13 protein-coding genes are annotated in these 18,711 nt (G+C 54.1%); 12 read left to right on the forward strand and 1 reads right to left on the reverse strand.

Annotation, left to right across the window (positions count from 1 at the left end):
- From QMO62_RS26270 to QMO62_RS26280, 3 genes are all read left to right on the forward strand, one after another.
- Entirely contained in the window at positions 1-774 is a 774-nt protein-coding gene (locus QMO62_RS26270; RefSeq protein WP_284645464.1) for an RNA polymerase sigma factor, read from the forward strand.
- Positions 775-794: 20 nt separating this feature from the next.
- The gene (locus QMO62_RS26275; RefSeq protein WP_284645465.1) at positions 795-1,802 is read left to right on the forward strand and encodes a hypothetical protein; all 1,008 of its coding nucleotides are present in this window, start codon (positions 795-797) and stop codon (positions 1,800-1,802) included.
- A gap of 112 nt (positions 1,803-1,914) precedes the next feature.
- Complete coding sequence (locus QMO62_RS26280) at positions 1,915-3,390, forward strand: protein adenylyltransferase SelO (protein ID WP_284645466.1); 1,476 nt, start codon at positions 1,915-1,917, stop codon at positions 3,388-3,390.
- A 38-nt stretch (positions 3,391-3,428) separates the two neighbouring features.
- Here QMO62_RS26280 and QMO62_RS26285 read toward each other — a convergent pair whose 3' ends face one another.
- A complete protein-coding gene (locus QMO62_RS26285) occupies positions 3,429-5,276 on the reverse strand; it encodes a heparinase II/III family protein (protein ID WP_284645467.1) in 1,848 nt (615 codons plus the stop codon).
- 301 nt (positions 5,277-5,577) lie between these two features.
- Here QMO62_RS26285 and QMO62_RS26290 point away from each other — a divergent pair, with 301 nt between their 5' ends.
- The 9 genes from QMO62_RS26290 (at position 5,578) to QMO62_RS26330 (ending at position 18,671) form a co-directional block, all read left to right on the forward strand.
- Positions 5,578-6,528, forward strand: coding sequence for an ABC transporter permease (locus QMO62_RS26290; protein WP_372516739.1), 951 nt, complete (start codon positions 5,578-5,580; stop codon positions 6,526-6,528).
- A gap of 32 nt (positions 6,529-6,560) precedes the next feature.
- On the forward strand, positions 6,561-7,433 hold the full coding sequence (locus QMO62_RS26295) for a carbohydrate ABC transporter permease (RefSeq protein WP_284645468.1): 873 nt from the start codon (positions 6,561-6,563) through the stop codon (positions 7,431-7,433).
- 36 nt (positions 7,434-7,469) lie between these two features.
- Positions 7,470-8,972 carry an extracellular solute-binding protein gene (locus QMO62_RS26300; RefSeq protein WP_284645469.1) on the forward strand — a complete coding sequence of 501 codons (1,503 nt, stop codon included), beginning with the start codon at positions 7,470-7,472 and terminating at the stop codon, positions 8,970-8,972.
- A 167-nt stretch (positions 8,973-9,139) separates the two neighbouring features.
- Positions 9,140-11,464: a helix-turn-helix domain-containing protein gene (locus QMO62_RS26305; protein WP_284645470.1), complete on the forward strand. Its 2,325-nt coding sequence runs from the start codon at positions 9,140-9,142 to the stop codon at positions 11,462-11,464.
- A gap of 359 nt (positions 11,465-11,823) precedes the next feature.
- Positions 11,824-12,717 (forward strand): ABC transporter permease, encoded by an 894-nt coding sequence (locus QMO62_RS26310; RefSeq protein WP_284646684.1) that lies wholly within the window; start codon positions 11,824-11,826, stop codon positions 12,715-12,717.
- Positions 12,717-13,586 carry a carbohydrate ABC transporter permease gene (locus tag QMO62_RS26315; RefSeq protein ID WP_284645471.1) on the forward strand — a complete coding sequence of 290 codons (870 nt, stop codon included), beginning with the start codon at positions 12,717-12,719 and terminating at the stop codon, positions 13,584-13,586. Before QMO62_RS26310 ends, QMO62_RS26315 begins: the two co-directional genes overlap by 1 nt.
- A gap of 19 nt (positions 13,587-13,605) precedes the next feature.
- Positions 13,606-15,150 carry an extracellular solute-binding protein gene (locus QMO62_RS26320; RefSeq protein WP_284645472.1) on the forward strand — a complete coding sequence of 515 codons (1,545 nt, stop codon included), beginning with the start codon at positions 13,606-13,608 and terminating at the stop codon, positions 15,148-15,150.
- A gap of 20 nt (positions 15,151-15,170) precedes the next feature.
- Positions 15,171-16,499 (forward strand): Gfo/Idh/MocA family protein, encoded by a 1,329-nt coding sequence (locus QMO62_RS26325; RefSeq protein ID WP_284645473.1) that lies wholly within the window; start codon positions 15,171-15,173, stop codon positions 16,497-16,499.
- 6 nt (positions 16,500-16,505) lie between these two features.
- Complete coding sequence (locus QMO62_RS26330; protein WP_284645474.1) at positions 16,506-18,671, forward strand: glycoside hydrolase family 88/105 protein; 2,166 nt, start codon at positions 16,506-16,508, stop codon at positions 18,669-18,671.
- The last annotated feature ends 40 nt before the right edge of the window (positions 18,672-18,711 follow it).

Below are 18,711 nucleotides of genomic sequence, written 5' to 3' on the forward strand. Positions count from 1 at the left end.
TTGCTAACGGTAGAAGAAATAGGCAAGACCGGATTAGGCGGAAGGGCCGCGATCCTAAATAAAGCAAACTCGGAAGCGGATCGGGAGCTGGTTGAACGTGCGCGAAGCGGGGATCAGGAAGCTTTCGGCGAGCTGGTGCGGGCTCATCGGGCAAAGGCCTACGGCTGGGCGAATACGATCGCACGGGACGCCTTTTTGGCGGAGGATATCGTTCAGGATGCACTGATACGGGCATTTTTACATTTGGGGAATTTGACGGATACCCGGCGGTTTCTGCCATGGCTTCATACGATCATTCGCAATCAAGCCTATATGAAGCTTCGCCGCGGCGGTCCTTTTCGCAAAGAACAGCCGTTCACTTCTTTATCCCCTCGACCTAGACGTTCAGAAGATGCCGGCGGTGAGACGGATTGGGGGGATCTCGACCGCATTCTGTATCGGATGTCCCGATCGGCAGCAGAGGAGGTCACAAGAAACGGCGACCCTGCACAGAGTGATCTTCGAAGAGAGCTGATGGAGCAAATTCATGCACTGCTGCACTGTCTCAGTAAGCGGGAGAGGCAAATCTTTGAAGCCCATTTCTTCGGCGAGCTGTCTCCCGCCGACATAGCGCAGCTGTTCGACACGTCTACGGCAAATGTATATAACCTGTTATCGCGGTCGAGAGCAAAGGTGCAGAGGGAACGAATTCGCGTAACGATTAGCGGCTATGTCCAGAAACGAGCGGAGACGGGGCGAAAGCGGGTTAACATTTTGTCCTGTCCCTCAATCTAATGAAGGAAGGAGTTGAGTACATGGCAGAAGTCCAAAGCAGCGTAAAGGATTGGACGAAAACCTGGACGAGCGCCGCAGCCGCCATTTACGGAGCCGTCGCCTATACCGACAAGAAGCATTATTCCTTGATTGACGTGATGGGAATTACCGGCCATGCATTTCGCATCAATATCGACCCCGACCACATTGATGTTGCGGGCCCTACCATGTTTCCAGGGGGGTATTTGGTTCGCCGAAATCTATGTAATTTAGGCTTTATCAGCAATCTGTCGGATACTACGAAGCCTTATACGCCAGAGAAGGTGGAGCAGGTGATGGCACTGATTCAAGAATCGATCGATAAGGGAATCCCCGCCATTGCCTTCGATCTCTTCATTCCGGAATTTGGTCTGATATACGGTTATGATGACGACAGGCAGCTGTTCCATGCGAAGGATGTATCGAAGGAAGGGACGGTCACGTACTTTGATTTTGTCGAGAAGCGCAACATGCTCTGGGTAACGACAATCAGTGAGAGCCTCCCCCATTCCAAATATGAGATTCTGCGCATGGCGCTTGATATGATCGTCGATCATGCAAGGGGAAGGGAATGGCAGCATATTTTTAAAGGGAAGTACCATATCGGACTTGCAGGTTATGATGCCTGGATTGCCTGTATGGAGAGGAGGGCCGCCGATCCGTTCGGCAACGCCTATAATATTGCCGTGGTCAGCGATGCCCGGGAGTTTGCAGCACAGTTCCTTCATGAGCTTACTATAAGCTGGAGCGGGGATAATGTCGTGGAGCGTAAGGTACGGAAATTGGCTGGAGAAGCGGCGGTACACTATGCCAAAACAGCCGCGACGCTGGTTGAACTAAGGCAGATGTTCCCCTTTCCGCAGGGAGGACAGCCGGATGATCCAGCTGCGGCGGATCGCGCTGCCCAGCTGCTTCGGACGGCCAAGGAAGCCGAGACATTAGGAATTGAGGTGCTGGAGCGTCTGCTGTCCTTTATGAAAGCCTATTGGTCGGAAACCTGGATTAAGTAGCTCATTACCATTCGGATAGCATCATCAAGAGGGATTCGGGTATAATGAATTGGAAGAAGTAAACAATAAAACGAATCCGATAGGGCAGAAGCCGAATGAAATGGGAGATACGATGACAGAGAAAAACACCAAACAAGGAGCGGGCTGGAGCTTCGACAATAGCTACGCCCGGCTGCCTGAATTATTTTATTCCAGCCAGAGCCCGACGCCTGTTCCTTCACCGAAGCTGGTTATCCTTAACGAGCCGCTTGCTGTATCTTTAGGCTTAGATGTAAAGGCACTGCAAGGGGAAGATGGGGTTAACGTCTTTGCCGGCAATCAGGTTCCCGAAGGGGCCTCGCCTCTTGCTCAAGCATATGCGGGGCATCAGTTCGGATATTTTAACATGCTGGGGGACGGACGCGCTTTGCTGCTGGGGGAGCAAATCACGCCACAGCAGGAACGGTTTGATATTCAGCTCAAGGGCTCGGGAAGAACGCCCTATTCCCGCGGCGGCGACGGCAGGGCTGCACTAGGTCCGATGCTGCGTGAATATATCATTAGCGAAGCCATGCATGCGCTCGGCATTCCTACTACCCGGAGTTTGGCGGTGGTATCGACCGGTCAAATTGTGAATCGCGAAACCGGTCTTCCCGGTGCCATCCTTACTCGCGTGGCGGCAAGCCATCTGAGGGTGGGCACGTTTCAATACGCCGCGAATTGGGGGGAGACCGAAGATCTTCGGGCTTTGGCGGATTACACGATCCAAAGGCATTATCCGGAAGCGGCTGCAGATGCAAATCGCTACATTAGCTTGCTCGAGCAGGTGATCCGTCGCCAGGCCGCACTTATTTCCAAGTGGCAGCTCGTCGGCTTTATTCACGGAGTGATGAACACCGATAATATGGCTATCAGCGGAGAAACCATCGATTATGGGCCATGCGCCTTCATGGATGCTTATGATCCGGCAACGGTATTCAGTTCGATCGACACCTCCAGACGTTATGCCTATGGCAACCAGCCGCCTATTGCCGCTTGGAATCTCACGAGATTCGCAGAGTCACTCTTACCGCTGCTGCATGAGAACGAGGAGCAGGCCATCGAGTTGGCCCAGCAAGCTCTTTCCGCCTTCTCCGAGCAGTTCCGCAGCCATTGGCTCACGGGGATGAGGGCAAAGCTGGGGCTTTTGGATACGGAGGCTGAGGATGAGGCGCTGGTAGAAGAGCTGCTTCGTACGATGCAGAAGTACGGTGCCGATTACACGAATACGTTCCGTGCCCTCACGATGGAGAAGCAGGAGGATACGGTCTTATGGGATTCCCCCGAATTTGCCTCCTGGCATGAGCAGTGGCAGGCAAGACGGGGCAGACAGCAGGGGTCCAAAGAAGCTTCGCAGCAGCTTATGAAGCGCAGCAATCCTGCCGTCATCCCTCGCAATCACCGGGTAGAAGCCGCGTTGGAGGCGGCAGAGAACGATGGAGATCTTAGCGTTATGGAGAGCCTGCTCGAGGTTCTACAGTGTCCGTACGCTTATTCTCCCGAGCAGGAGGAGTACACTGCACTGCCTGCGCCTTCGGCGCGTCCCTATAGAACGTACTGCGGTACATGACCAAGAGAAGGCTGCCTATTAAAGGGCAGCCTTCTCCGTTATAGCTGCCGGATCCGCAGCTTCCACTCTCCTTGCTGTACTGCATACTTTGACTTGAGTACTATGCGATACAGCTGATCTCCCCATACCGATCGCACGCGACTATCGGTTAAAGGAATCTCCTCTACCGCGGCGGACAGTTGATCCTCGTCGTAATCCAGCTCCACCCCCGTACCGGAGGAGGGGTCACGAACAAGGAGCTTCCCTTCGGCCGCCGCCGGAGCATGTAGGCTTATAAGGCTTAGCATAAGCTCGGATACAGGATGCTTCAGCATGAATCGATCCGACACTATCACCTCAGCGGGCGAGCCTTCGCCGCGGTTCATACGGAAGGCTCTTACCCACCGTTCGATTCCGGCCTCCTCAGGGTAAGCCCCGGCAAGCTCCATGCGAAGCTCGGCGAAGCTGTCGTCAGCGGCATAGTGGACATCCTTCGCCCGATACGCCTTGCCTGCCGCTTGTTGTACGCCCCCAACGGTAGGCAATGCATGGTAGGCGGATTGCATCGTCCAAATTTCGTATCGTCGCGGACTGAAGGTTTTGGACGTATAGTTCTCTACCCCGACATCAATCAGCATGGGCTTGCCGTCGGCATAGACGATAAAGTGTCCGACATCGTTGTGATTGTGGCTCTCGTCATTGTGCCCGCCTTTGGCGGCAAGATAGAGGCCTTGGGCCGAGCCCTCCCGCTCCCGTGCGGCGAACACCTCGATCCCGTCCATCCACACGTCTCTTGTATAGGCTGGGGCTTCCTTGTGTGTCGTGAGCTCGGTGTACAAGGAAAGGCTTGGCACAATGCGAAGCAGCGGAGCAAACTTCTGCTCTTTCCAGCCGTGTCGTTGAAAGGCATACGCACCCAGTGCCTGCATACCGGGATCCTCGATGCGTTTACCGTACCGGTACACCACATCCCCGTATATGCGCAATCGGGCATCCCCGTCGGCGAAGTTCACGAACCAATCCCCGTCAATATGGACCTTGGCAATATATCTTCCGATAGCCTGCACAAGCGGCAGCCGGAAAAAGTTCATTTGACCGTCCGTGGCAGTGTAGAGCAGATCCAGACAATCGAACAAGGAAGCTCCCGCATGTCCCCAGTAGCCGGGTCCTTCGTCACAGCCTCCGTCGGGATGGTATACGGCCAAGAAAGCTTCAAGGCTGCGAAGAGCTTTATGTATAGCCGACGCCCGGCGTACTTCATCCGATTCCATCAATAAGAAGGAACCGATGACATTGGAAAGTATCCACGGATTCCAATTATTCACTTTGCGGTCTTGGAAGCCCATCCACCAGAAGTCGTCCCGTTCCAGGAACGGGTTCAGCATTCTGCGCTCGAGCTCACGCCCGATCCGGCGCCTTAGCATAGGACAAGCCTCGTCCAGCGCGGGAGCCAGCAGGTATAACGTCCATGACAACAACGATGCGGTCTCCGCGGAGAACAGGTCGATGACCGGATCATCCACATCCGGCAGAGCGAACCCACGGCTTAGCAGAGAAATGCTCATGTGCGCAGGTACGACCCAATTGGATTCTTCGCAAATCAGCCAGACGCCGTTGACGATTTGTTCCATGAACCGCTCCTGACCTTCGACGCATTCGGCGAGCACAAGCTCGGCAAGCGCCATCCTCCGATCGAAATATACCTCCTCGAAGCGGCTTCGGTTCCCGTTCTTCACAAAATCCATGTAGCGAGAGGCGAGCAGCGGGGGCCAATCGTAATCGAGGCGCGCCTGCCCTCTGGTCACCCATTCCGACTTCACAGCCTCAGGGAGAGCATCCCAGTATTCCCTTTCGTTCGCTTGGGGGACCGGGCGAAATCTCTCTTGACTCCGTAGGATTCCGCGCAATCGTTCTTGGGGGTAATCTTCGTGCAGCACCGACATCACCCTGCCTTTTCTATTGGAAATGAATTACCTCTTCATTGTAAGTCCTTCCCACAAGAACGGGAATAATCTTTTGAACTGATTACGGCACAAAAGCCCATAGTTGAAAGGAATTTCGAATGATCATCTGAAATGAGCACTGAGCCCGCAGGTGGAAATATAAGCGTTCTATTCTCAGTTGAAATGATTATATCCATTTCCACCTTTACCAAATATAATCAATTCCACGAGGCAAGCATTCCCAAATAAAGGAGCGTGGCAGAGCATGAGCCTTGAAGCGGCGGAGCTGGAAGTAACGGCTGTCCGTACCAAGCGAAAGAGACGAAGCGGCATATTCATGGATTGGGATTTGTACTTGCTGCTGCTGCCGGGTCTTCTATACTTCCTGGTGTATAAGTACATTCCCATGTGGGGCATCGTGATTGCATTTCAGGATTATTCCCCCTTCCGAGGTATTCTGGGGAGCGAATGGGTGGGAATGAAGCATTTCGTCACACTGTTTACCTATGATAAATTTTGGCAGATTTTCCGAAATACGCTGCTGATCAGCTTTTATAATCTGCTCTTCTTCTTTCCGGCACCGATCATCATGGCATTGCTTCTTAATGAGCTGAAGAATCAGATCTATAAGCGAACCGTGCAAACAATCATCTATTTGCCGCATTTTATTTCGTGGGTTGTCGTGGCCGGGATGACGTATCTGCTCCTCGGGACCCAAGGCGGTCTTGCGAATGAAATGATCAAATCGATGGGCGGAGAAGAGGTTGCTTTCCTGACGACGCCCGAGTATTTCCGAGGACTGATTGTTTCTCAGAGCATTTGGAAGGAAGCCGGCTGGGGCACCATCATTTTTCTCGCGGCACTTTCGGGAGTGGATACGCAGCTCTACGAGGCGGCGATTGTGGACGGTGCAGGGCGATGGAGACAGCTGTGGCATATTACGCTTCCCGCCATCCGAAGCACGATTTTCATTCTGCTGATCTTGCGTCTCGGCAATATTCTCGATGTCGGCTTCGAGCATATTTTCCTTATGCTGAATTCAACGGTCACTAGCGTAGGGGATGTGTTCGAAACGTATGTATACCGCGAAGGCTTGATCGGCGGCAAATTCAGCTATACGACGGCTGTCGGCTTGTTCAAGTCTCTGATCGGCCTGGTGCTGGTCATGGGAGCGAACTGGCTAACCAAAAAATTCGGCGAAGAGGGCGTTTACTAAACCCGGGTCGATGGGAAAGGAGCTGGCTTCACATGCATTATAAACCATCCTTCGGAAGCCGATTATTCGATACGGCGAATGTGCTGATCTTGGCTTTGTTTTCGCTGATCACGCTGTTTCCCTTCTTATATATAATGGCGACATCGCTCGCTCCCTTGCAGCAGGTGCTGCGCGGCGGCGTGATCCTGTGGCCGGAGAAGGTAACCTGGGATGCTTACCAAACGATATTCGGCAACACGCACTTTGTGCGTTCCCTCTATACGACCGTGTTCATCACGGTGCTCGGCACCTTGACCAATCTGCTGTTTACCGTCTTCATGGCCTACCCGCTTGCGAAGAAGAGACTCAAGGGCCGCGAGGTCATTCTGTTTCTTGTCGTCTTCTCGATTCTTTTCAGCGGCGGGATGATTCCCACGTACATGGTCGTGAAGGGCACCGGCTTGATCAACACGCTGTGGGCGCTGATTATTCCCGGAGCCATTAGCGCCTTTAACCTGATTATCCTGAAAAATTTTTTTCAGAGCATCCCCGAGGAGCTGGAAGAGGCGGCACGTATCGACGGCTGTAAAAATCTAGGCGTGCTGTTCCGGATCGTGCTTCCGCTGTCACTTCCGGCATTGGCTACCTTTACGCTGTTTTATGCCGTAGGGCATTGGAACCAGTTCTTCGCAGCCATCATGTACGTGACCAAATCCAGCCTGTGGCCGATTCAGGTGGTGCTGCGGCAGATGATCATCGAAGGCTCCACACAGGAGTTCGAGGTGGCGATGGGAGAGCTGAAGATCATCCCTACAACCATAAAGATGGCAGCTATTATCGTGGCAACCGTCCCTATCCTGTTTGTGTATCCGTTTTTGCAAAAGCATTTTGCCAAAGGAGTTCTACTTGGCTCCGTCAAAGGGTAGCACCATCAATTGATGATAAATAAGGAGGTCGACGGTATGGTTAACAGAAAAGGAGCAGCCGTTTCGATGACGGCATTGCTGCTGGCGGCAGCGGCAGCGGGCTGCAGCGGAGGGGATGCCCCTGGTGCCGGAACAGGCAGCGGCGGAGCGGATTCAAGCAAGCGGATTAAAGTCAGCATGATGTATCCGCTCTATGCCGAGCCGCCGCAAAAAACGGAGGCGTGGAAGCTGATCGAGGATAAGTTCAATATCGAATACGAGCCCATTGCCGTTCCCAACAACAGCTATAACGATAAGCTGAAGGTAACGCTAGCCTCCGGAGATATGCCGGATTTGATCCTGTGGACCAACTATCCGGACCCGGAGCTGGTCAAGTATGTAAATCAAGGCGCCTTTCTCCCGTTGGATGACCTGATCAAAGCATCGCCGAACATTATGAAAACGCCGCAGGACATTTTCGATAATGTGAAGATCGAAGGGAAGCTGTACAGCGTACCCAGAACGCGCGCATTGAACCGCTCCGCGGTGATGATTCGTAAGGATTGGCTTGATAATCTGGGGCTGCCTGTACCGAAGACCGTAGATGACCTCTATAAAACGGCGCTCGCTTTCACGAACAATGACCCCGACAAGAACGGGAAAAACGATACCTTCGGCATTGCGATGGGTGAGAATCTCAGCCACTTGGACGCTCTCTTCATGGCGTTTGACACCGGCAGCGGCTGGCGCAAGATGGAGGACGGCTCCTTAATGAACGATGTCATTACACCGGGCAGGAAGCAAGCTCTCGAATGGCTGCGGAGGCTGTATGCCGATGGCGGGCTTGATAAGGACTTCGCTGTGCTGAAGAACACGCAGGTATGGGAGAAGCTGGAGGGCGGCAAGGCGGGAATCCTGATCGGCGGACAGACGAGCGATTACGCCCGTTATGTGGAGAATCTCGGCAAAATCGATCCGAAGGCGAATCTTATTATGATTGCTCCACCGACAGGGCCAAGCGGCAAATCCGGCTACGGCGAGACGTCCGGCTTCTTCGGACAATGGCTGATCCCGGCCAAGACGGATAAGGAAAAGGCGAAGCGGCTGATGCAAGTTCTCGATTGGCAGGCCGGGGATGAAGCCTACAAGCTGAAGCGTTATGGCGTCGAAGGAGTGCATCATACGATGGAGAACGGCAAGCCTAAGCTGAACGCGGACAAATACAAAGCGGACGGCGTGGACAACTTGATTCCGCATAACCCGTACGATCCTTACAGCTACGTAGTGCTGACCGCTCCGGAGGCGGTGCAGAAGGCACAGAAGGATAACCTTGATTTTGTTGCCAAGCTCGGGATCAAGAATCCTGCCTTGTCCTTCGTAGCGCCGACTTCCGTGGAGAAGCAAAGCGATTTGAATAAGCTGAAGGACGAAACCTTTGTGAAGATTGTGATGGGCAAGGCGCCGCTGGAGGATTTCGATAAATTTACGAAGGAATGGCTTGATAAGGGCGGAGCGCAAATCACCAAAGAAACCAATGAGTGGTTCAAAAAGCAAAAGTAAGTCCGTTACAAAAAGGAAGCCACTATCCTAGGGGAGCTTCGGCACTTCTTGTCGAACCCCTAGGACCGTGGCTTCATTTTCTTTTTTCGGGAAGGAATCGGAGGAGGTGAAGCGTATACTTTATGTATGAAGCGCTTTCAGCTTGTCAGGTAAGGAGGGGACTGGGTTTGCTGCTGCGTATATTCGGAGATATGTGGTCGAGGGGCTCGATGCGCCTCAAAATCCTCATTGCCGCCTCGCTGCTGTCCATCGTGCCTGTCATTATTCTGGGAAGCGTTACGTATATGATTGCCGAGTACTCCCTATTTGATGAGGTGGGGAAGGCAAACCGGGAAACGGTGAAGCAGGTGCAGCAGCGTATCGACGAGAAGCTGGTCAGCCTGGATAAGGCTGTGCTGCAGCATGCGTTTAATCCGATGCTCCTGCACTATTTGACCCTCACGAACCCCTATGAGAATGGGGAGCAATTCCGCGATGTGATGACCGTGCTCTCCTCTATGGAAGGGCTTATTGATGATGCGAATGCCGTTTATTTATATATGAAGGATCAAAATCTGATGATGAGCCCTAGCCAAGGGATAACGACAACGGATCGGCTTCCGAGGGATGTGCTTGAGAAAATCCAAACGGACCCGAGGCCCTATTTCTGGCTGGACCGCAAATCGGCGTCCACCGTTACCAGAGGCGGCTCCAATATTGTCACCTTTGTTCGAAAGCTGCCCGTGAACATGGACAAACCGCTCGGATATTTGATCGTCGAGCTGAACGACCGGGCTTTTTTTGATATTTTCGCCCATACGAAGGTTGGCATGAACGGGGAGATGTTGATTGTCACCTCCGGCGGAAATTATATATCCGATTGGAACAAAAGCCTGCTCGATCTGAGTGTACAGAATCCGGTGATCGATCAGCTCTTGCAATCCGACCAAGAGGAGCATACGTACACGGAAACGATCGGCGGACAAAAGCTTCTGCTGAATTACAGAAAATCACCTTATAACGAGTGGAAATACATCTCACTGCTGCCGGTCCATGATTTAACCTCCCGGTTTAATTGGATCAAGCAGACCACGCTGGGACTCGGGGCTGTGCTGATCGGGATCAGTCTTGCAGCGGCAGCGGTGTTGTCGGGCAGCTTCTTCCGTCTGATCTACAGCGTTGTAGAGACGATTAAGCAGGCGAGGGGGGAGCTTCCGCAATCTCTTTCCAAGCTGAACGAGATTGGGGTGATCCGATACTACGTCGATTTGCTGCACCGCTCGAATCATGCCCTGGAGCAGCAAATTGCCGATTCCATGCCGATCCTTCGCACCAATTTTCTTCACCGGCTGCTTACTGAACCGATGAAGGAGAAGGAAATTGTCGATAAGCTCGCTTATTACGGCATTGATATCCCGCATCCGTATTATACCGTGCTATCCATCGAGCTGGACAACCTGCGGGGGCAGACGGAGCAGGATCTCCATCTGTTTCTCTATGCGGCAATGAATATCGCGAAGGAAATAATGAGCAGATATACGAACGGCGTTGCCTTTCAAAGTCCGTCGGATCATATTGCCGTCATCCTGAATCATGGTCCCGGGGACGTTCATGACCGGCAAAAGCTCGTATTTCAAATTGCCGAAGAAATGCAAAGCGTGGCAGAGCGGCTGCTGAGGGTTACAGTAACCATTGGAATCGGGTATAGCTACGAAGGGCTGGAATTCATCAGCCGCTCGAATAAGGAAGCGCTGGAGGCGCTGCAATTCCAGCTGGTGGAGGGAAGCGGCAGGGTAATTTATATCGGCTCCGTTCTGCCTGAAGCGAATAGCGTCAGCTACCCGTCGGAGCAGGAGCAGGTGATTATCAACGGGATTAAGCTTTGCCATGTAGAGCAGGTGGTCCAGGGGGTTGCGGATTTTGCCGCCGTCCTTAGCGCCAGGGGCCGCCAAGCTTCGTATGACCATATTCATCAATCGTATATCCAGTTGATTGCAACCTCGCTCAAAACCTTATTCGAGCTGGACCCCGAGGGAGGACCGAAGCTGTTTGATTTCAATCCGTACCAACGGCTGGCCAAAATCAAAACCCATGCCTCCATCGTGTGCTGGCTTACCAAAGAAATTTATCCGGACCTCATATCCCACGTACATGAGCACCGTAACAGAAGACAGCGGACTACCATGGACCGAGTACTTCAGTACATTCACGAGCATTATGATGAAGAGCTGTCCCAGCCGATGCTGGCCGAGCTCGTTTCCCTCCCGAATTCCCAATTCAGCGCAATGTTCAAAGAAGAAATGGGCATGACCCTAACCGATTATATTATCGCGTATCGCATCGACCGGGCCAAGGAGCTGCTCCGCACCACGGATATGAAAATTTCGGATATCGCCGAGAAGCTTTGTTACAACAATGCGCAAAACTTTATTCGGATGTTCAAGCGCAGCTGCGGCATCACACCGGGGGAGTACCGGTCGCGTGCAGTGAGTAGAGAAGAGATGCCGAACTAGTCATAGCCGTCCACCTGCCATCAGAAACATTCTGGCTAACCGTCATTCCTGACGGTTAGCCGGGGCGTCCGGGTACTTAGACTTTATTGCAGGCATTGCACCAATTCTCCACGCAACCAACCGATAGGCCAGAAAACATGGTTATATGAGCTTAAGACTACGCGAAATCCCCGACAGGGCAAGGTTTCGCGTATTTGTGCATGCCATGGAGAAATGGTCAGTTGAATTCGCAAGCCGGGGGGCGGTAAGATGGCGGTATCGAAGCAGAGGAGGTAGTGGCGGTGGCAGAAGTGTACCCACAGAAGAAGCTAGTGTCCGCCAAAAGCAAAGCACAGGCAGGCAAGCCCACATTAGTAAGTATGTATCTCGCGAACATGAGAAAACATTGGATGCTGTATCTGATGGCACTTCCAGGTGTGGCATTTTATCTCGTTTTCAAGTACGTGCCGCTGGCGGGCAGTATCATTGCATTTCAGAAGTACCAGATTTTTAAGGGCATTCTGGGCAGCTCCTGGGTAGGTTTGGACAACTTCATTTATTTGTTTACTTACCAGGATTTTTACCATGTGCTCCGCAATACGGCGGTCATTGCGCTGTATCAGCTGATCTTTGGTTTTCCGGCGCCGATTATTTTGGCCCTTCTATTAAATGAGCTGCGGTTGATGCTGGCCAAGCGGGTGATCCAAAGCGTCTTTTATCTCCCGCACTTCCTGTCCTGGGTCGTCGTAGGGGGGATTGTATTCGAGCTGCTGGCTTCCCAGGGGGTCGTCAACTCGATTCGCGGCTGGTTCGGCTTGGAACCGGTTCTGTTTATGCAGGAGCAAGCTTATTTCCGGACCATTGTGGTGATCTCCGGAATTTGGAAAGAGGTCGGCTGGGGAACGATCATTTATTTAGCGGCCATCGCAGGTATCAACCCGAACTTGTATGAAGCGGCCGTCATGGATGGCGCGAACCGGTGGAAGCAGACCTTGCATATCACGCTGCCGGTGATGTTCCCGACCATTCTGGTGCTGTTCTTGCTCAACATCGGGAATTTCCTGGAGCTCGGCTTTGATCAAATTTTCAACCTGCTCACACCGATGACGTATTCCGTCGGGGATATCATCGAGACGTATGTGTACCGCGCCGGGGTGCTGCAGGGGCAATACAGCGTAACGACCGCGATTGGGTTATTCCAATCGGTAATCGGCTTCGCCTTGTTATGGACATTTAACCGGCTGGCACGAAAAACGGAACAGGGGTTGTGGTGATGAGACTATCCGCGGGAGAGAAACTATTTCAGACGTTAAACTACGCCATGCTGTCGGTCGCCGCCGCTACGATGCTGTTTCCTCTATTACAGCTGCTGGCCGTGTCGTTCAGCTCGCCGATCGCCGCCGATTCGAAGCAGGTGTTCCTGCTGCCCGTGGAGTTTACGCCGGCCTCCTGGGTACATATTTTGAAGAACAAGGGCTTGTGGATGTCCTTCGGCGTTACCGTATACATTACGGTGCTCGGAACGTTCCTCAGCATGCTGTTCTCCGTGCTCATGGCTTATCCGCTGTCGCATAAGGAGTTCCTGCCCAAGAAGGCGATCATGCTGGCCATTGTTGTGACGATGATCTTCAATGCTCCTCTCATTCCGTTCTTCCTGACGGTTCGCGAGCTGGGGCTGATGAATTCGCTATGGGCATTGATTCTTCCCGGCCTAATCGGTACCTTTAATATGATCATCATCCGAACCTTCTTCATGGGGTTGCCATCGGAGCTCTACGATTCGGCCCGAATCGACGGATGCAGCGATGCCGGCGTGCTGTTCCGCATTTACCTGCCGCTCTCGAAGCCCGTTCTGGCCACGGTCAGCCTGTTCTATGCAGTAGGGTACTGGAATTCGTTCCAGCGGGCGGTTTTATTTATCCGGGATCCTTCTTTGTGGCCGCTGCAAATGAAGCTTCGCGCCTATTTGACCTCACCGGAGGAGCTGGCGGCTGTGAATTTGATCCTGGGCGATTATGAGTTCAATACGACCACGCTGAAGGCGGCGACGATTTTATTCGCCACCATTCCCATCGTGTTGGTATATCCGTTCTTGCAGAAGTATTTTGTAAAAGGCTCCATGGTGGGGTCGTTGAAAGAGTAGAAAAAGGGAGGATCCACACATGACGAAATCCGTATTCCTAACATCAGCCAAGCTATCCGCACTCACCGCCGTGATGGCTGCCGCCGCCCTAAGCGGCTGCTCGAACGGGGGCGAAGCCCCTCAAGCTTCAGGTACTCCTGCTAAAGACGGGAAGCCAGTTCAGGTGAAGGTGTTCAAGAGCCATATGGGCGTGGGCACCATCCCCGACAGTAATAACCCCCACGTTAAATATGTCGCCGAGAAAACCGGGGTAGAATACAAGCTCATGACGACGCCACCGGGCTCCGAGCCGACCGAGTATCTCAATTTGCTCATTGCTTCGGACGATCTGCCGGACATTCTTCGTCCTATTGGCGGAGTGGAGCAGACGCTCATCGGACAGGGAGGCGCATTGCCGCTGGACGATTTGCTGCCGAAATATGCGCCGAACGTGTGGAAGAACATTCCGAAGGAGGCTTGGGATATCGTTCGCTCCGCCTCTCCGGACGGCCATATTTACTACATTCCGAAAGTGTTCCTCGTGCCGGAGCGGGCTCCGATGATCCGGAAGGACTGGCTCGATAAGGTAGGCATGCAGATGCCGAAAACGACGGAGGAGTACAAGGAAGTGCTCAAGGCGTTCCGTGATAAGGATCCGAACGGCAACGGGAAGAAAGACGAGCTGCCGACCTCGGGACGCGAATTCGGCAAATGGATGGACCATCTGTTCGGCATGTATGGCGTAGCTATGTGGGAAGGGAACCCCGAGTGGGATATTTATGACGGCAAAATCCAATACGCAGGTGTAACGCCGAACATGAAGGCCGCGATCGCTTATATTCGCGAGCTGTATGCGGAGAAGCTGCTTGATACCGAAACCTTCTTGAATAAAGGCGATGTGTGGCAGGCCAAAATCAACAACAACCTGGTCGGCAGCTGGTATCACCTTCCGGCCAACGTTCGTGACCGGTACACGGCCATGCTGAAGGGACAGCCGGACGCTTACATCGTCGGTATGCCTGTGCCTAAGGCGAACGGGTTCCAGGGCTTCGTCACCCAGAAGAGCATGGGCGAGCCGGAATGGATTATTCCTGCCGCAGCGAAGAAAAATGCGGAAGCGTCCCTGCGCCTGCTGGATTTCTTCTACGACCAGAACAACGATGAATTCATTCGCTTCGGTCTGGAGGGTCAGCAGCATCAGGTGGTGAACGGCAAGAAGGTGCTGTTGCCGCCGGAGGACAGCCGTCCGATCGCCCTTGGCATGCGCAACCTGACGACGAAGGCGGATATGGATATTCGGATTAAGGAGACGATCCCGGAGAACATGCAGAAGATGGTGCAGGACATCTTCGCTATCAGCACAGCGGATGCCCGCAGAATAGCGGGAGACGGCCTGCCGAATACGGTATACGAAGGGTACCCCGACATTCAGTCGCATAAGCTGTTCCAAGAGTATTTGACCAAAATCGTCATCGGCGATTGGCCGCTGGAGAAGTTCGATGAATTCGTAAGCCGCTGGAAGCAGGCGGGCGGCGATGCCGTTACGAAGCGTGTGCAAGACTGGTACGCCAAGGTGAAGAAATAAGAGGGAACGGTGATCTGATCATGAGGAAGCGATATGCAATCTGTGGAGTAAGCGGTAGGGCGCTCGGCATGTTCGCCAAGCCGATTCTGAGCACGTTCTCCGCCAGCTGCGAGCTGGTGGGGCTGCTCGACCGGGACCCGGTCCGATTCGATCTGTACCGGTCCAGGTACCCTGAGCACGCCGATGTGAAAACATACGGGGAGCAGGACTTTGACCGGATGGTAGACGAAACCCGGCCGGATGTCATCATCGTAGCCGGGCGTGACGATACGCATGCCCGGTACGTAATCGCTGCGCTGGAGCGCGATCTGGATGTCATTACCGAGAAGCCGATGGTTACGACAGGCGAGGACTGCCGACGCGTGCTGGAGGCGGAGCGAGCGAGTAAAGGGACTGTAACGGTAACGTTCAATTACCGTTACGCCCCGATTCATACGCGGATTAAGGAGCTGATCCTCGAAGGAAAGCTTGGCCGCATTACTTCCATTGACTTGAACTGGTATTTGGATACGTATCATGGCTCCAGTTACTTCAAGCGCTGGAACCGGGTGCGCGAGCATTCCGGAGGACTCTCCATACATAAGTGCACGCACCATTTCGACCTGGTGAATTGGTGGATCGACCAGCAGCCGGTTGAAGTATTCGCTTACGGCGCCTTGAACTATTACGGCTCGGAAGGAGAAGCGAATCCGAAGAAGGAGGACGGCCGATTCTGCGGCACTTGTGACCATACCGCCGAATGCGATTACTATTCCCGGTGGAATGCCCGAAGCAAAAATATTCGCGTTCCGGACGATCACCTCGAATCGCTCGCGGCGGAAAAGCAGGCTTTCCCTTACTCCGATTATCGTCCGGACCGATGCATTTTCGACTCCGAAATCGACATCGAGGATACGTACACGGCTTCCATTCGGTACAACGGCGGCGCGCTGCTCAGCTATTCGGTGAACTTCTCTCTGCCGTATGAGGGCTACCGTCTGGCCATTAACGGCACGAAGGGACGCCTGGAAACGATGGAGTATCATGCGCCGAAGAGAACGCCGTTCCCGACACCGGTACAGACAATCGACTATTTCCCGCTCTTCGGCTCCAAGGAAACGATTCACGTGGTGCATAAAGAAGGAGGACACGGCGGCGGCGATCCTCTGCTGTTGGAGGATCTGTTTATGGGAGAGGACCAAAGCCGGCCTTACCGCGTGTTATCGGGGGCGGAAGCCGGAGCGTATTCGGTCGCTACCGGAGAAGCGGTATGGCGCTCCGTGAAGGAGCATCGACCTATCACGATTGCCGAGGTCATCTCCGGGGGGAAGCAGGCCGAGGCGAAGTCGCTTGTAAGGAATGGAGGATAACCCAGCATGAACCCATATTTCGACCCGGCCGACAGCATGGCATCCCAAACGGAGAGCGGCAGCATCCCGCATGTGCTCTCCGTCATGGCCCAGCGCTACGTCGGTGACAACCCGCCTCACGGACCGGTGTACCGGGTGACCAGGGAGAGCGGCATTCGCAAGCTTGAACATCACGTCTACGAATTTCCGGTTGCCCGGATGTTTCCGGATATGCAGGAGGGGCAGTACGTCTATGCCTGGGCAAAGCTTTGGATCGATCAAGCGCAGGACTTCATCTTCTTCATCCGATGCCATGGACCGGTGCGTTTGTTCCATAACGGTCAAAAGCGCTACGGCTCGTCTCCTGCGGAGGAGGGGGCAGAAGCCGCACCGCTGAAGCTGAAGCTCTCGCTTACCCGCGGCTGGAACCACTTCGTGCTGGAGCTGGCCAAAGGGGCCGGGGGAGCATGCGGTGCGGAGTTTGGCACGAGCAACCGCAAGAACAAGCCGTTCCACTTCCTCGTCCCGTCCCAGGAGCGGGAGGGGGAGGAGGGCTGGCTCTATACGGCCCCTATGGAGCGGCAGCTTACGGACATACCGAAGGCTACGGTGTCCGAGAAAGCGACGGAAGCCATGTGGCTGCCGGTGGTGAATCGAATCGACCACGGCCGGCTCGATCAGCTGTTCGGGAACCGCTCGGATGCCGCGGCTTATGCATGGACGACCGTCGTGAACAAGACCGGGTCGCAGAAGCAGGCGGCGATCCGCGGCAGGGCGAACAGCCCTCTATCGATCCAGTGGCAGGGCCGGACGGTTCACTCTGTACTGGAGGGCGGTGAATTTACCGTGATGCTCGAGGCGGCGCCGGGAAGCTCGGAGCTGTTGATCCGATGCTCCGCAGGGGAACAGGGCTGGGGCTTTCAGCTGGAGCCGCTGCAGGGAGGTCTTGAGCTCGCCGCCCCCCGCAAGGTGCACGGTTATTCCGGTTCATTGCTTTACTTGGGACCGTTTCCGCAAGAAGAGGGAACGGATGCGGCGGCGTATTTGAGCATGGACACAGTAGCTTCAACCGGAGAAGGCACGTTCTTCTGGATGACGGATCAGCCCGGAGCCCATGTTCGGCCGTTTTTGGAAAACGAGCTGTTCGGAAAATGGAACTACCCGCTCGGGGTCACCCTATCCGGATTGCTTGAAACCGGCAAGCTGCTGCAGCGCAGCGACCTGATTGATTACGCAACCCGGCATGTAGAGTTCGCTACCTCGACATACGCTTACTCGTTATGGGATCGCGAGCGGTTCGGAGCGGCTGGCTTGAACAATCAGCTGTCGCATATCGATAGTTTGGACGATTGCGGCTCCTTCGGCGCTTTGGCGATTACTGCAAGCCGGGTTCGGCCGCTTAAGGGCGCAAGCCAAGTATTTGACGACATTGCGGAGTACATTATGAACGTGCAGGACCGGATGGAGGACGGGGCGCTTTACCGCCGTATCGGCGTCTCGCCTAACATGCACAATACCATGTGGTGTGACGATATGTACATGAGCGTGCCGTTCCTGTGCAGGTATGCCGAGCTGACCGGCGATTCCCGTTATATCGACGAGGCTGCCCGACAGCTGTTGTTGTACAAAAAGTATTTGTTCATTCCGGAACGCAGCATTATGGCGCATGTCTTTGACGTCAGCAAAGGATTGGCCTCCAAAGCAACCTGGGGGAGAGGCAACGGCTGGGTGTTCTTCTCCTTGGCTGTGCTGCTCGGTGTCCTGCCGGAGACCCATGAGCGGTATGAACCGGTGCTTGCCTTTTACCGGGAGCTGGCCGAAGGGTATCGCAGGCTGCAAGGAAAGCACGGCTTGTGGCATCAGGTGCTGATCGACCACGAGTCCTACGAGGAAGCTTCCTGCACCTCGATGTTCATTTACGGCTTCGCCCTCGGTGTGCGGCATGGCTGGCTGGAAGAGCAGGAGCCTTACGTCAAGGCGGTGCTTGCGGGCTGGCAAGGCCTTTGCGAGCGGGCTATTGACAAACGCGGCAATCTGTACGGCGTATGCAAGGGCTCCGGCTGGTCCCACAGCAACGCCTATTACAAGCATGATTTGGGCTGGAACTTGAACGATACGCACGGGATCGGCATTGTGCTGCTGGCCGGCATTGAGACGGAGCGTATGATCGGGGAGCTGGGAAGGAAGAGCTGACGAAGGCCGGGAATACTTGCCCGGGCGGGGTGTCTTGGGG

The sequence above is a fragment of the Paenibacillus silviterrae genome (assembly GCF_030167925.1).
GTDB classification, from domain to species: domain Bacteria; phylum Bacillota; class Bacilli; order Paenibacillales; family NBRC-103111; genus Paenibacillus_G; species Paenibacillus_G silviterrae.